11 protein-coding genes are annotated in these 14,825 nt (G+C 63.1%); 8 read left to right on the forward strand and 3 right to left on the reverse strand.

Translation table 11 applies throughout. From position 1 onward, the window contains the following. Positions 1-151 precede the first annotated feature (151 nt). On the forward strand, positions 152-1,975 hold the full coding sequence (gene typA, locus K7H91_RS18130; protein WP_230721634.1) for a translational GTPase TypA: 1,824 nt from the start codon (positions 152-154) through the stop codon (positions 1,973-1,975). Between the two features lie 266 nt (positions 1,976-2,241). Here the strand turns inward: typA and K7H91_RS18135 are convergent, their stop codons facing one another. Then, a complete protein-coding gene (locus K7H91_RS18135) occupies positions 2,242-2,829 on the reverse strand; it encodes a GNAT family N-acetyltransferase (RefSeq protein ID WP_230721635.1) in 588 nt (195 codons plus the stop codon). Positions 2,830-2,936: 107 nt separating this feature from the next. Beyond that, positions 2,937-4,070, reverse strand: a complete 1,134-nt coding sequence (odc2, locus tag K7H91_RS18140; RefSeq protein WP_230721636.1) for an ornithine/lysine decarboxylase — start codon at positions 4,068-4,070, stop codon at positions 2,937-2,939. Between the two features lie 535 nt (positions 4,071-4,605). Here odc2 and K7H91_RS18145 point away from each other — a divergent pair. Next, complete coding sequence (locus K7H91_RS18145; protein WP_230721637.1) at positions 4,606-5,529, forward strand: LysR family transcriptional regulator; 924 nt, start codon at positions 4,606-4,608, stop codon at positions 5,527-5,529. Positions 5,530-5,541: 12 nt separating this feature from the next. Here the strand turns inward: K7H91_RS18145 and K7H91_RS18150 are convergent, their stop codons facing one another. Next, positions 5,542-6,951, reverse strand: a complete 1,410-nt coding sequence (locus tag K7H91_RS18150) for a helix-turn-helix domain-containing protein (RefSeq protein WP_230721638.1) — start codon at positions 6,949-6,951, stop codon at positions 5,542-5,544. 119 nt (positions 6,952-7,070) lie between these two features. Here K7H91_RS18150 and K7H91_RS18155 point away from each other — a divergent pair, with 119 nt between their 5' ends. From K7H91_RS18155 to mce, 6 genes are all read left to right on the forward strand, one after another. Beyond that, entirely contained in the window at positions 7,071-8,603 is a 1,533-nt protein-coding gene (locus K7H91_RS18155; RefSeq protein ID WP_230721639.1) for an acyl-CoA carboxylase subunit beta, read from the forward strand. Between the two features lie 97 nt (positions 8,604-8,700). After that, on the forward strand, positions 8,701-9,585 hold the full coding sequence (gene yghU / locus K7H91_RS18160) for a glutathione-dependent disulfide-bond oxidoreductase (RefSeq protein ID WP_230721640.1): 885 nt from the start codon (positions 8,701-8,703) through the stop codon (positions 9,583-9,585). A gap of 44 nt (positions 9,586-9,629) precedes the next feature. Then, a complete protein-coding gene (locus K7H91_RS18165) occupies positions 9,630-10,007 on the forward strand; it encodes a hypothetical protein (protein ID WP_018065014.1) in 378 nt (125 codons plus the stop codon). Continuing rightward, a complete protein-coding gene (locus K7H91_RS18170) occupies positions 10,004-12,016 on the forward strand; it encodes an acetyl-CoA carboxylase biotin carboxylase subunit (RefSeq protein ID WP_230721641.1) in 2,013 nt (670 codons plus the stop codon). Before K7H91_RS18165 ends, K7H91_RS18170 begins: the two co-directional genes overlap by 4 nt. Positions 12,017-12,038: 22 nt before the next feature. Continuing rightward, a complete protein-coding gene (gene scpA / locus K7H91_RS18175) occupies positions 12,039-14,180 on the forward strand; it encodes a methylmalonyl-CoA mutase (protein WP_230721642.1) in 2,142 nt (713 codons plus the stop codon). A gap of 1 nt (position 14,181) precedes the next feature. After that, positions 14,182-14,583, forward strand: a complete 402-nt coding sequence (gene mce / locus K7H91_RS18180; protein WP_230721643.1) for a methylmalonyl-CoA epimerase — start codon at positions 14,182-14,184, stop codon at positions 14,581-14,583. The last annotated feature ends 242 nt before the right edge of the window (positions 14,584-14,825 follow it).

The following is a 14,825-nucleotide window of genomic DNA, read 5'->3' on the forward strand; positions in this document are numbered from 1 at the left end:
CCCCTTTCCGGCAAATAACGGCGGGGCCGAAGGGGCTGCCACAAAACATTCTCTTTCGTTTTCGTCAAAATATGTGTAAGAGCGCCCCCATGAGTACCGGGCGCTCCTCCCCAGAACATTGACTGCGCCCCAGCCCCAGAGATCTAAAAATATGGCACTTCGCAACATCGCGATCATCGCGCACGTTGACCATGGCAAGACGACCCTTGTCGACGAGCTTCTGAAACAGTCCGGCGCATTCCGCGAAAACCAGCGCGTTGACGAGCGCGTGATGGACTCAAACGACCTCGAAAAAGAGCGCGGCATCACCATTCTCGCCAAGGCGACCTCGGTCGTCTGGAAGGACACCCGCATCAACATCGTCGACACCCCCGGCCACGCCGATTTCGGCGGCGAGGTCGAGCGCATCCTGTCGATGGTGGATGGCGCGATCGTTCTGGTCGACGCCGCCGAAGGCCCGATGCCGCAGACCAAATTCGTGGTCGGCAAGGCACTTAAAGTGGGGCTGCGCCCGATCGTCGCGATCAACAAGATCGACCGCCCGGACGCCCGCGCCGATGAAGTCGTCAACGAGGTCTTCGACCTGTTCGCGGCGCTGGACGCCACCGACGAGCAGCTCGACTTCCACATTCTCTACGGCTCCGGCCGCGCCGGCTGGATGAACACCTCGCCGGAAGGTCCGCAGGATCAGGGCCTCGGCCCGCTGCTCGATCTCGTTGTCGACCACGTACCGGCGCCGAAGGTTGCCGAGGGCGCGTTCTCGATGATCGGCACGCTTCTGGAAGCCAACCCCTATCTCGGCCGCATCATCACCGGCCGCATCCATTCCGGCTCTATCAAGCCGAACCAGGCGGTCAAGGTGCTGGGCCAGGACGGCAAGACCGTCGAAACCGGCCGCGTCTCCAAGATCCTCGCCTTCCGCGGCATCGAGCGTCAGCCGATCGAGGAAGCCCAGGCGGGCGACATCGTCGCGATCGCCGGCCTTTCCAAGGGCACGGTTGCCGACACGTTCTGCGATCCGTCGGTCACCACGCCGCTGACCGCCCAGCCGATCGACCCGCCGACCGTCACGATGTCCTTCATCGTCAACGACAGCCCGCTGGCCGGCACGGAAGGCGACAAGGTGACGAGCCGCGTCATCCGCGACCGCCTGTTCAAGGAAGCCGAAGGCAATGTCGCGCTGAAGATCGAGGAAGCCGAGGGCAAGGACAGTTTCTACGTCTCCGGCCGCGGCGAATTGCAGCTCGCAGTCCTGATCGAGACCATGCGCCGCGAAGGCTTCGAGATTGCCGTCTCGCGTCCGCGCGTCGTCATGCATAATGACGCGGAAACCGGCCAGTTGATGGAGCCGATCGAGGAAGTCGTCATCGACGTCGATGAGGAGCATTCCGGCGTCGTCGTGCAGAAGATGGCCGAGCGCAAGGGCGAGATGGTCGAGTTGCGCCCCTCGGGCGGCGACCGCGTGCGCCTGCGCTTCTTCGCCCCGACCCGTGGCCTGATCGGCTACCAGTCCGAGCTTCTGACCGACACCCGCGGCACGGCGATCATGAACCGCCTGTTCCACGACTACCAGCCCTTCAAGGGCGAGATCGGCGGCCGCAGCCAGGGCGTTCTGCTGTCTAACCAGTCCGGCGAGGCCGTGGCCTACGCGATGTTCAACCTCGAGGACCGCGGCCCGATGATCATCGAGCCGGGCGACAAGGTCTATGCCGGCATGATCGTCGGCATCCACACCCGCGACAACGACCTCGAGGTCAACGTGCTGAAGGGCAAGCAGCTCACCAATATCCGCTCGGCCGGCAAGGACGAGGCGGTGAAGCTGACGCCCCCGATCCGCATGACCCTCGATCGCGCGCTGTCCTGGATCCAGGACGACGAACTGATGGAAGTCACCCCGAAGTCGATCCGCCTGCGCAAGATGTATCTCGACTCCAACGAGCGCAAGCGCTTCGAGAAGACCCGCGCCGCAGGCTGAGCGATCGCTGAATCGAATGAACGAACCCGGCCACTGCGGCCGGGTTTTTTGTGACACCTCGCCGCATAGCCCCCAACCGATCTCCCCCCTTGAGGGAGAGATGTCGCGAAAGCGACAGAGAGGGGTATGGGCGGAAGCCGCATGCTCCGAATTCTCGGATAGGTTTCACCCCTCTCTGCCCCTGTCGGGGCATCTCCCCCTCAAGGGGGAATAGGGGCTGCAAGGCCTGATCGGAAATCAGCGGAGCTTTGTACGGTGAAGAAGGTTCAGGCGGCGCGGCGGAAGGGTTTGACCCGTGCGGACGGGAGTTTCCGGCCCGAGGCCACGAGAACGCCGGTGGCGCCGCTCAGGTAATCCGCCTGGAGCTCGAGCCCGAGAAAGCGGCGACGCTCGAACGGGCCGGGCATCACCAGAAGCTCGGCCTTGTCGGCGGAAAAGCCGAAGCGGGCGTAATATTCCGGATCACCAACGAGCAGGATCGCACCGTGGCCGCGCGCTGCGGCTTCGGCGATCGCGGCGCGCATCAGCGCTCCGCCGACGCCCTTGCCGGAAAGGCCGGGCTCGACGGCGAGCGGGCCGAGGAGCAACGCGGGCAGACCGCGCCCGTCAGCGGCAATGCCGGCATCCACGTGCCACAGGCGCACCGTGCCGATCAGCATGCCGGCGTCATCGCGGGCAACCAACGCCAGGCCGTCGGCCGGCAGGCGGTTGCGGCGGATTTTCTCCGACGATTTCTTCTTGCGCATCGGTCCCATGGCGCGATCAAGCAGCGCTTCGCGCGCGGGCACGTCGAAAGAGGCCTCTTCGGCAATAACGAAGGACTGGACAGAAATTTCAGCGAGAACCGGGGCCATCGGATTATCCCCCAAAATTACAGTGCAACAGGATGGCCGGGGCGTGGCCCCGGTCGGTTATCCCGGTGCGGCTCTCCTCAAGCCGCACCGATGTGCAAGGGAAATCCTCAGATGACGTAGGATTTCAGCGGCTCGAAGCCGTTGAACGCCACCGACGCATAGGTCGTGGTGTAGGCGCCGGTGCCTTCAATCAGAACCTCGTCGCCGATCGTCAGCGAGATCGGCAGCGGATACATGTTCTTCTCGTACATCACATCGGCGCTGTCGCAGGTCGGGCCGGCGAGAACGCAAGGCTCCATCTCGTCGCCGTCACGCTCGGTGCGGATCGGGTAACGGATCGCCTCGTCCATGGTTTCGGCGAGACCGCCGAACTTGCCGATGTCGAGGAACACCCAGCGATGCTTGTCATCGTCGGACTTCTTCGAGATCAGCACGACTTCCGACTTGATGACGCCGGCATTGCCGACCATGCCGCGACCCGGCTCGATGATCGTGCGCGGGAGCTGGTTGCCGAAGTGGCGGGACAGCGCCGCGAAGATCGCCTGGCCATAGGCTTCCGCCGTCGGCACGTCGCGCAGATACTTGGTCGGAAAACCGCCACCCATGTTGACCATCTGCAGGTAGATGCCCTGCTTGGCAAGCTGCGCGAACACCCGCTTGGCATCGGAAAGCGCTGCGTCCCAGGCTTCGACCTTGGTCATCTGCGAGCCGACATGGAAGGATACGCCGTAGCTTGCGAGACCCAGCTGATGGGCATAGACCAGCACGTCGACGGCCATGGCCGGGACGCAGCCGAACTTGCGCGACAGCGGCCATTCGGCGCCTTCGCCATCGGTCAGAACGCGGCAGAACACACGCGCGCCAGGGGCTGCACGGGAAATCTTCTCGACTTCCTCATGGCAATCGACGGCGAACAGGTTGACGCCGAGCGCATAGGCGCGGGCGATGTCGCGCTCCTTCTTGATGGTGTTGCCGAAGGAGATGCGGTCGGCGGTGGCGCCGGCTTCCAGCGCCATTTCGATTTCGGCGACGGACGCGCAATCGAAGTTGGAGCCGAGGCCTGCGAGCAGCTCGAGGATCTGCGGCGCCGGGTTGGCCTTGACCGCGTAGAAGATGTCGCTGTTGGGCAGGGCGCGGCGGAAGGCGGTGTAGTTGTCGCGCACGACTTCGCGGTCCACGACCAGGCAAGGGCCATCGGGACGGCGGGTGCGGAAGAATTCTGCGATACGCTCGGTGGTCATTGTTCTAACCCCTTCTGAAGCATTCTGATCCGGAATTTTCCGGATGACAAAGGGCGCATCGATCCGCGCACGAACCCGGCCGGTGGAGACCCCGGGGAACGGTTGCGGCGAACGCTCAAGTTTGAATCAGCCCTGAAAAACAAGGATGATCCGGCTTTGTCTGCCTTGGATTGGGGGATTGACCCGCCGCACTTCCGGCAATGAAGGTATGTGCCTCTTTAGTACCCCGGGGATGGAAATCCGGGAGACACCAGAAAGGCCCGCACCGTCGTTGCTTCAAGATGTCCTCGCTTGACCGGTTGGCCGGGAAGCGACTGGAGGGGTTAGTTCCAGGTACCTTACCGTGACCCTCACCATTCGAGAGTTCGGCGGACACCCACAGGCACGCGCGACTTTGGGCAAGCGGAGAGATATTAAAACCGGACTTGAAAATCAAGTGGGGCAACCCCAAAATCTTCCCCTGTATCCCGTTGAAGATGCTATGTGATTGACAAAACTTCAGTAATTTTTTCGCAAGCCCTTTCAAGGAGCGGCAATGGACACTTTGACGAGAATGCGGGCCTTCATCGACGTGGTCGAGGCAGAAGGCTTTTCCGCCGCCGCCCGCAAGACCGGCCGTTCCAAGGCGCTGCTTTCGAAATATGTCCGTGAGTTAGAGGACGATCTCGGCGTGCTCTTGTTGAACCGAACCACCCGGCAGTTCTCGCTGACGGAGGCTGGACAGCTTTATCATCGCCGCGTGATCGACATCGTCCAGGACGTCGACAACCTCTCCGATACGGTGCGGGCTAACAATTCCGACCTGCGCGGCAAGCTCAAGGTTTCGGTGCCCCGCACCTTCATCGATGCCCCGGTCGGCCGGTCGCTGCTCGATTTCACCGCCGCTCATCCGGACCTGTCACTGGAAATCGTCGCCGAGGACCGGTTCGTCGATCTCGTCGAGGAAGGCTATGATGTCGCGATCCGGATCACCAGCCTAGAGGATTCCGCGCTGATCGCGCGCAAGCTCGCGGATTTCAGGTCGCTCGTCTGCGTGTCGCCGACATGGCTGGCGGCGCTCGACCGGCCGCTGGAAAAGCCCGCCGATCTCGCCCATGTGCCCTTCCTGGTCGATACCAACCCGAAATCCCACGGCTCGCTCAGGTTCCGCAATCCCGAGGACGGCACCGTCTACACCGTGCCGATCCACGGCCCGGTATCGGTCAACTCGCCGATCACCACCATGCGCGGCGCGATCGCGGGGCTGGGCGCGGCGCTGGTGCCCGATTTTATTGCCACCGAAGCAATTGCATCGGGAGAACTCGTCACCCTGTTCGACGATCAACTGCCGACCAGCGCGGCGATCTATGCCATCTACCCGCACCGCCGCTATCTGCCGCAGAAAGTGCGCACCTTCGTCGATTTCCTGACGAAATGGTTCCCGAACAACTGCACCGAAGCCGGCCCGAAGGTCCAATAGCGACCCGCCGCCTCACATCAGTTCATACGGCAGAAAATGCCGCTGGTTCTGGTCGACGGCGATCTTGCGTTTCAGCGGCGGCACGGCGCGGCTCGGGCATTTGGTGCGCTCGCAGATCCGGCAGGAAATGCCGATCGGGCTGAAGGCGGCGCGATTGTCGGCGTCGAGATCGTCTGCATAGACGAAGGCGCCGGCATAGGAGACCTCGCAGCCGAGCGCGATCGCATAGGTGGGCTTGGGCGCAAAGAAGCCGCCGCCGCCCTTGGTGATCTGGGTCGCCAGACAGAGATAGCGCGCGCCATCGGGCGTTTCGGCCAACTGGCGGATGATCCGGTCGGGCTGTTCGAAGGCCTGATGCACGTTCCAGAGCGGACAGGCTGCGCCGAAGCGGGCGAATTGCAGCTTGGCGGCGCTGTGGCGCTTGGTGATGTTGCCCGCGCGGTCGACCCGCGCAAAGAAGATCGGCACGCCCTTCTGCCCGGGGCGCTGCAGCGTCGAAAGCCGATGACAGACCTGCTCCAGCGAGGAGCCGAACCGGGCTGACAGCAGTTCGATATCGTGGCGCAGTTCATGGGCGGCCGTGAGGAATTTGCGATAGGGCATCATCAGCGCGCCGGCGAAATAATTCTGTAGCCCGGCCCGGCAGATATCGACCGCCTCGGGCGAGCGGAACCCAGCCTCCGCCGCGATCCGGTCGATCAGATCGGCCGCATGCAACTGCCCGATCTGCAGCGCCATCTGGAAGTTGCGGGTCGATTGCGGGATAGAAGCATTGATCGCCAGCGTGCGCTGCTTGGGATCGTATTGCCTGATCAGCGCGCTTTCCGGGCCGATCCGCAGCACCCTAACGCCGTGCGCCTTTTCAAGATGGGCGGCGAGAAGCGCTGCGTCGTCGGCCTCGCCGATGCCGATCTCTGCGGCCAGCTTTTCGGCGTTGATATCGAGATCGTGCAGATAATTGTCGACGAAATGGAAGAAATCGCGCACTTCCTCATAGGGCGTTGCCTCCAGCGGGCTCGCGCGCGAAATGGTATCATCGAAGCCGGCAAGCTGCTCGTTCATCCGCCGATAGGCCTGATGGGCGGCGAGCAGCGCGTGGGCGAAGCCGGGCGCGTTCTGGACCACGAGCTTCAACTCCTGAAGACCGGGCGTATAGTTCTCGAACACCGGATCCGTCAGCGCTTCCGTCAGCGCCGAGAGCAGCCGGTCCCCCTCCCCCGACGAAAGGTCGCTGAGATCGAGCTGGAATTTCTCCGCCAGCGCCAGAAGCACGGCGGCGGAAACCGGGCGTTGGTTGTTCTCGATCTGGTTAAGGTAGCTGGTCGAAATGCCGAGCCGTTCGGCGCACTGGCTCTGGGTCATGTTGCCATGGAGCCTGAGTTCACGCACCTTGCGTCCGATGAAGAGTTTTCCGGTGGCCATGTTCGCAAATTCGCAATTTCAGTTTTGCCATTTTATAATTTAACAAACTCACGCGTTCAATCATATTCTGGGACGCGGCTTTGGGTTATGGCCACGGTTCAGGTGACATGGGGAGAGACATGCGAACAGTTCTGGAGCAATTGGAAGCGCGGCGGGAGGAAGCCCGTCTTGGCGGCGGTCAGCGCCGCATCGACGCCCAGCACGCCAAGGGCAAGCTGACGGCGCGCGAGCGCATCGACGTGCTGTTCGACGAGGGCTCGTTCGAAGAATACGACATGTATGTCACCCATCGCTGCGTCGATTTCGGCATGGCCGGACAGAAAGTGCCGGGCGATGGCGTGGTCACCGGCTGGGGCACGATCAATGGCCGCCAGGTCTATGTGTTCTCGCAGGATTTCACCGTGCTTGGCGGCTCGCTGTCGGAAACCCACGCCCAGAAGATCTGCAAGATCATGGATATGGCGGTGAAGAACGGCGCGCCGGTGATCGGCCTCAATGATTCCGGCGGCGCGCGCATTCAGGAAGGCGTCGCCTCGCTTGCCGGCTATGCCGAAGTGTTCCGCCGCAATGTCGAGGCCTCCGGCGTGATCCCGCAGATTTCGGTGATCATGGGCCCCTGCGCGGGCGGCGCGGTCTATTCCCCGGCGATGACCGATTTCATCTTCATGGTGCGCGACAGTTCCTTCATGTTCGTCACCGGCCCGGATGTGGTGAAGACCGTCACCAACGAGGTGATCACGGCGGAAGAACTCGGCGGTGCCGACACCCATACAAAGAAGTCCTCCGTCGCCGACGGGGCTTACGAGAACGATATCGAAACGCTGGAACAGGTCCGGCTGCTATTCGATTTCCTGCCGCTGAACAATCGCGAAAAACCGCCGGTGCGCCCGTTCCACGACGATCCGGGCCGGATCGAGAAACGCCTCGACACGCTGATCCCCGACAGTTCCAACAAGCCCTACGACATGAAGGAGCTGATCCTGGCGCTTGCCGACGAGGGCGATTTCTTCGAACTTCAGGAAGCCTATGCCAGAAACGTCATCACCGGCTTTCTACGCATCGAAGGCCAGACCGTCGGCGTGGTCGCCAACCAGCCGATGGTGCTGGCCGGCTGCCTCGACATCGACAGTTCGCGCAAGGCGGCCCGTTTCGTGCGTTTCTGCGATGCCTTCAACATTCCGCTTCTGACGCTGGTCGACGTGCCGGGCTTCCTGCCGGGCACCGGCCAGGAATATGGCGGCGTCATCAAGCACGGTGCGAAACTGCTGTTCGCCTATGCCCAGGCCACCGTGCCGATGGTGACGCTGATCACCCGCAAGGCCTATGGCGGGGCCTATGACGTGATGGCCTCGAAACATATCGGCGCGGATATCAATTATGCATGGCCGACGGCCGAGATCGCGGTGATGGGCGCGAAGGGCGCGACCGAAATCCTCCACCGCGCCGATCTGGCCGATGCCGAGAAGATCGCCGCCAGGGTGGCCGAATACGAGGAGCGCTTCGCCAACCCCTTCGTCGCCGCCGAACGCGGCTTCATCGACGAGGTGATCATGCCGCATTCCTCCCGCCGCCGCATCGCCCGCGCCTTCGCCTCTCTCCGCAATAAGCGGGCGGACACGCACTGGAAGAAACACGACACAATGCCGTTATAGGGCCGTTATAGGGGCAGAATGTCGCTGCGGCGGGGCCTATATAGAGTGCCCGCCGCGCCTTCGCATCGCGCGCGGCCACCACAGAGGACACAATCCCATGACCGAGAACAAGTTTCCGCCCGAAAACAACCTGCCCGCCGGCTACGTCCCGCCCAAGGTGTGGACGTGGGAGCCGGGCAATGGCGGCGCCTTCGCCAGCATCAACCGGCCGACCGCCGGCCCCACCCATGACAAGGAACTGCCGGTCGGCAAGCATCCGCTGCAGCTCTATTCGCTCGGCACGCCCAACGGCCAGAAGGCGACAATCCTGCTTGAGGAACTGCTCGAAGCCGGCCATGGCGACGCCGAATACGACGCCTGGATGATCAAGATCGGCGACGGCGACCAGTTCGGCTCCGGCTTTGTCGGCGTCAATCCGAACTCCAAGATCCCGGCGATGATGGACCATGCGCCGAAGGACGGCGGCGAACCGGTGCGCTTGTTCGAGAGCGGCTCGATCATGACCTATCTCGCGGAAAAATTCGGCGCTTTCCTGCCGACGGATCCCCGGCCCAGGGCCGAAACCTTCAACTGGCTGTTCTGGCAAATGGGCTCTGCGCCCTTCCTCGGCGGCGGCTTCGGGCATTTCTATGCCTATGCGCCGATCAAGATCCAGTATGCCATCGATCGCTATGCCATGGAGGTCAAGCGCCAGATGGATGTGCTGAACCGCCAGCTTGCGGAAAACAAGTTCATCGCGGGCAGCGAATATACCATTGCCGACATGGCGATCTGGCCCTGGTACGGACGCCTTGCCCAGCACGGCGCCTATAATGACGCCGGCACGTTCCTTTCGGTCGATGAATATGAGCATGTCCAGCGCTGGACCAGGCAACTGGCGGAACGCCCCGCGATCAAGCGCGGCTCGATCGTGAACAAGCCGTCGGGCGAGCCCGCGCTCAAGGAACGTCACGCCGCGTCGGATTTCGACGGCATATTGTAAGGCGCAATTTATAAGGCCCGATGGCGCGGCTGAAGGAGACTGAAATGGCCAAACTGCCCGACATGACAAAGCATCGCGGATTTCCCTCCGGCATGCCCGGCACCGGCATCCAGTTCGTCATCCGCCGCGCCAATCCCAAACGGGTGACGCCGATCAAGGCCCTGCCGCGCAAGGCTCGCCATGGCTCGAAGGAGCACCTCGTCGATGCCGCCTTTCTGCACGCGCTCTGGCACCATTTCGGCGATCAGCCGTTCGAGCGCGGCAATCTCGACGCGGCGCGCCTGTCGCTGCTGTTCGGTCGCGAGGTCGTCGCGGTCGAGCAGGATTTCGATCCGCAGTCCTATGAAGCCATGCTGGTGATCAACGAACCGGTGGCGCGGGCGAGTTTCCCGGAATCATTCGAAGATCATCTGGAGGTTTGACGGTGTCGCTCAAGAAAATCCTTATCGCCAATCGCGGCGAAATCGCCTGCCGGGTCATCAAGACGGCGAAGACCATGGGCATTGCAACGGTCGCGGTCTATTCCGATGCCGACCGCGATGCGCTGCATGTGAAAATGGCCGACGAGGCCGTGCATATCGGCCCCGCCCCCTCCAACCAGTCCTATAACGTCATCGACAATATCATCGCGGCGATCCGGGAGTCCGGCGCGGATGCGGTGCATCCGGGCTATGGTTTTCTCTCCGAAAACCCGGTTTTTGCCGCAGCCCTCGAAAAGGAAGGCGTCGCCTTCATCGGCCCGCCCGTCGGCGCGATCGAGGCGATGGGCGACAAGATCACCTCCAAGAAGCTCGCGGCCGAGGCCGGCGTTTCCACCGTGCCCGGCCATATGGGGCTGATCGCGGATGCCGACGAGGCGGTAAAAATCTCCGACGAGATCGGCTATCCGGTGATGATCAAGGCATCGGCCGGTGGTGGCGGCAAGGGCATGCGGATTGCCTGGAATGCCGATGAGGCGCGCGAAGGCTTCCAGTCCTCGAAGAACGAGGCCAAGAATGCCTTTGGCGACGACCGCATCTTCATCGAGAAATTCGTCACCGAGCCGCGCCATATCGAAATCCAGGTGCTGGGCGACAAGCACGGCAACTGTCTCTATCTCGGCGAACGCGAATGCTCGATCCAGCGCCGCAACCAGAAGGTCATCGAAGAAGCGCCCTCGCCTTTCCTGGATGAAGCGACGCGAAAGGCCATGGGCGAGCAGGCCGTGGCGCTGGCCAAGGCGGTCGGCTACCACTCCGCCGGCACGGTGGAGTTCATCGTCGATGGCAGGCAGAACAAGTTCTATTTCCTCGAAATGAACACCCGGCTGCAGGTGGAGCATCCGGTGACCGAGCTTGTCACCGGGCTCGATCTGGTCGAGCAGATGATCCGTGTAGCCGCCGGCGAAGCTCTGTCCTTCGGTCAGGATGATGTGGAACTCAAGGGCTGGGCGATCGAAACCCGGCTTTACGCCGAAGACCCCTACCGCAATTTCCTGCCCTCGATCGGCAGGCTGACGCGCTATCGCCCGCCGCAGGAGGGACGCTATCCCGACGGATCCGTGGTGCGCAACGATACCGGCGTCACCGAGGGCGGCGAGATCTCGATGTATTACGACCCGATGATCGCCAAGCTCTGCACCCACGCCCCCGACCGCGCCAGCGCGATCGATGCGATGAGCGACGCGCTCGACAATTTCGAGGTCGAGGGCATCGGTCACAACCTGCCGTTTCTTTCGGCGGTCATGCGCCAGGAGCGGTTCCGCGCCGGCCGGCTGACCACCGCCTATATCGCCGAGGAATTTCCCGACGGCTTTGCCGGCGTCGAACCGGACGACCATGCCGCCCGGATGCTGGCGGCGATCGCCGCGCTGATCAATTACCGGGTACAGGACCGGGCGGCCCATATCTCCGGCACCATCGACAATCACCGCCGATCCGTCGGCGCCGACTGGGTGGTCACGCTTGCCGGCCACGCCTTCACGCTGACGATCGCGGCCGGAAGCATTGCCACGGTCACCTTTGCCGATGGCAAGACGACAAGTGTTGCCGGCGACTGGCAGCCGGGGATGAGCCATGCCCGTTTCGAGGTCGATGGCCGTCCTGTTGGCATCAAGGTCGATCTGAAGGGCCCCGCGATCCGCCTGCGCTGGCGCGGCATGGATGTTACGGCGCGGGTCCGCTCGCCGCATGTGGCGGCGCTGGCGAAACTGATGCCGCACAAAATGCCGCCGGACACCTCGAAAATGCTGCTCTGCCCGATGCCGGGCGTGATCACCGCGCTGTCGGTCGCAACGGGCGATACGGTCGAGGCCGGCCAGGCGCTTGCCACCGTGGAGGCGATGAAGATGGAAAACATCCTGCGCGCGGAAAGGCGCGGCGTGGTGAAGGCCGTTGCCGTCGAAACCGGCCAGAGCCTTGCCGTCGATGAAATGATCATGGAATTCGAATGAGGACCGGCGGGAGGAAATGACGATGTCGAACGACAAGACCATCGCGGACTGGAAGGCGCTCGCCGAGAAAGAGGCGAAGAAGCCGGTCGAGGACCTGACCTGGAACACGCCGGAGGGGATCGCGGTCAAGCCGCTCTACACGGCGCAGGACCTCGAGGGCATCGACTATATCGGAAGCCTGCCGGGTTTCGCGCCCTTCGTGCGCGGTCCGCGCGCCACCATGTATGCGGGCCGGCCATGGACCATCCGCCAATATGCCGGGTTTTCCACGGCGGAGGAGAGCAACGCCTTCTACCGCCGCAATCTCGCCGCCGGCCAGCAAGGCGTCTCCGTCGCCTTCGATCTCGCCACCCATCGCGGCTATGACAGCGACCATCCGCGCGTGGTGGGCGATGTCGGCAAGGCGGGCGTTGCAATCGACTCGGTCGAGGACATGAAGATCCTGTTCGACGGCATTCCGCTGGAGACGATCTCGGTGTCGATGACCATGAACGGCGCGGTGATCCCGATCCTTGCAAATTTCATCGTCGCCGGCGAGGAACAGGGCGTTCCCCGCGAAAAACTGAGCGGCACCATCCAGAACGACATCCTCAAGGAGTTCATGGTCCGCAATACCTATATCTACCCGCCCGAACCCTCGATGCGGATCATCGCCGACATCATCGAATATACCGCGCAGGAAATGCCCAAGTTCAACTCGATCTCGATTTCCGGCTACCACATTCAGGAGGCGGGCGCGACGCTGGTGCAGGAGCTTGCCTTCACGCTTGCCGACGGGCGCGAGTATGTCCGCGCAGCTCTCGCCAAGGGCCTCGATGTCGATGCCTTTGCCGGCCGGCTTTCCTTCTTCTTCGCGATCGGCATGAACTTCTTCATGGAGGCGGCCAAGCTGCGCGCCGCGCGGCTGTTATGGACGCGGATCATGGAGGAATTCGAGCCGAAGAAGGCCTCCTCGCTGATGCTCCGGACACATTGTCAGACCTCCGGCGTCTCGCTGCAGGAGCAGGACCCGTATAACAACGTTGTCCGCACCGCCTATGAGGCGATGTCGGCGGCCCTTGGCGGGACCCAGTCACTGCACACCAACGCGCTTGACGAGGCGATGGCGCTGCCGACCGAATTTTCCGCCCGCATCGCCCGCAATACCCAGCTGATCCTGCAAAACGAGACCGGGGTGACCAAGGTGGTCGATCCGCTGGCCGGCTCCTATTACGTCGAGAGCCTGACCAATGAGCTCGCCGACAAGGCCTGGGCGCTGATGGAGAAGATCGAGGCCGAGGGCGGCATGACCGCCGCCGTCGACGCCGGCCTTCCGAAGAAGATGATCGAGGAGGCCGCGACCCGCCGTCAGGCCGCCGTCGACCGGGGCGAGGAGGTGATCGTGGGCGTCAACAAGTTCCGGCTTGAAAACGAGGAGCCGATCGAAACGCTCGATATCGACAATTCGGCGGTGCGCGCTTCCCAGATCCGCCGGATCGAACAAACCCGCCGCCAGCGCGATCCGAAGGCCTGCGACCGGGCGCTTGCCCGGCTTGCCGAGGTGGCGAAGACCGGCGAGGGCAATCTGCTGGAGGCGGCCGTCGAGGCAGCGCGGGCGCGCGCAACCGTCGGCGAGATATCGGATGCGATGCGCGAGGCTTTCGGCAGCTACGCCGCCACGCCCAAGGTTGTGCGCAACATTTATGGCGCGGCCTACAAAGACGACCCCGAATATGCCGTCATCACCGACCGGCTGAAGGCCTATGCCGAGACAAAGGGCCGCGCGCCGCGCGTGCTGATCGCCAAGCTCGGCCAGGACGGGCACGACCGCGGCGCCAAGGTGATCGCCTCCGGCTACGGCGATATCGGCTTCGATGTCGTCGCCGGCCCGCTGTTCCAGACGCCGGAGGAGGCCGCCGATCTCGCGTTGAGCGAAAAGGTCGATATCGTCGGGATGTCATCGCTCGCCGCCGGCCACAAGACGCTCGCACCGCAGCTGATCGAGGCGCTGAAGAAGCGCGGCGCCGACGAAGTGATCGTCGTCGTCGGCGGGGTCATTCCGCGCAAGGATTATGATTTCCTGCTGGAAAACGGCGTCGCCGCCGTCTACGGCCCCGGCACCAACGTGCTCGACTCTGCCAATTCGCTGCTCGACCTGCTCGAGGGCAAGCGGAGGAACCGCTAGCATGATCAAAGGCCTCAACCACGTCGCCATCGCCGTGCCCGACCTTGCCGAGGCAGCGGCAAGCTATGAAGCACTGGGCGCGAAAGTGTCCGAGCCGCAGGACCTTCCCGAACACGGTGTGACCGTCGTGTTCATCACCCTCGACAACACCAAGATCGAACTGCTGCACCCGCTGGGAGAAGACTCGCCGATCGCCAGTTTCCTCGACAAGAACCCGAGCGGCGGCATCCATCACCTCTGCTTCGAGGTGGAGGACATCGCCGATGCCTCGGCCAGGCTTGGCGAATGCGGCATCCGCGTACTCGGCGACGGCAAGCCGAAGACCGGCGCGCATGGCAAGCCTGTCCTGTTCGCCCATCCCAAGGATTTTCAGGGTGCGCTGATCGAGTTCGAACAGGAATAAATTCCTCAGCTACCGGATCACCACGCAAGCCTCGCCGCAAAGCTCCCCAATCTTCTCGCCCCGGAGGGGAGAGATGTCGCGAAAGCGACAGTGAGGGGAGAGTCCATCCCTGCGAGCGCCCTCACCTATTGAAACGCCGCGCCACCCTCACTGCCCCTTTCGGGGCATCTCTCCCGCCAGCGGGAGAGAGTATTGGGAGCAAGCGGCACTGTCGGAACGCTGCTTGCGCTCACGCCTCGTCT

The organism is Martelella mediterranea (assembly GCF_021021415.1).
GTDB classification, from domain to species: Bacteria; Pseudomonadota; Alphaproteobacteria; order Rhizobiales; family Rhizobiaceae; genus Martelella; species Martelella mediterranea_C.

Coding starts and splice junctions, on each gene's coding strand:
- odc2 (WP_230721636.1), bottom strand. CDS start 4,070: ATGACCACCGAGCGTATCGCAGAATTCTTCCGCACCCGCCGTCCCGAT.
- K7H91_RS18135 (WP_230721635.1), bottom strand. CDS start 2,829: ATGGCCCCGGTTCTCGCTGAAATTTCTGTCCAGTCCTTCGTTATTGCC.
- K7H91_RS18145 (WP_230721637.1), top strand. CDS start 4,606: ATGGACACTTTGACGAGAATGCGGGCCTTCATCGACGTGGTCGAGGCA.
- K7H91_RS18155 (WP_230721639.1), top strand. CDS start 7,071: ATGCGAACAGTTCTGGAGCAATTGGAAGCGCGGCGGGAGGAAGCCCGT.
- scpA (WP_230721642.1), top strand. CDS start 12,039: ATGTCGAACGACAAGACCATCGCGGACTGGAAGGCGCTCGCCGAGAAA.
- yghU (WP_230721640.1), top strand. CDS start 8,701: ATGACCGAGAACAAGTTTCCGCCCGAAAACAACCTGCCCGCCGGCTAC.
- K7H91_RS18165 (WP_018065014.1), top strand. CDS start 9,630: ATGGCCAAACTGCCCGACATGACAAAGCATCGCGGATTTCCCTCCGGC.
- mce (WP_230721643.1), top strand. CDS start 14,182: ATGATCAAAGGCCTCAACCACGTCGCCATCGCCGTGCCCGACCTTGCC.
- typA (WP_230721634.1), top strand. CDS start 152: ATGGCACTTCGCAACATCGCGATCATCGCGCACGTTGACCATGGCAAG.
- K7H91_RS18150 (WP_230721638.1), bottom strand. CDS start 6,951: ATGGCCACCGGAAAACTCTTCATCGGACGCAAGGTGCGTGAACTCAGG.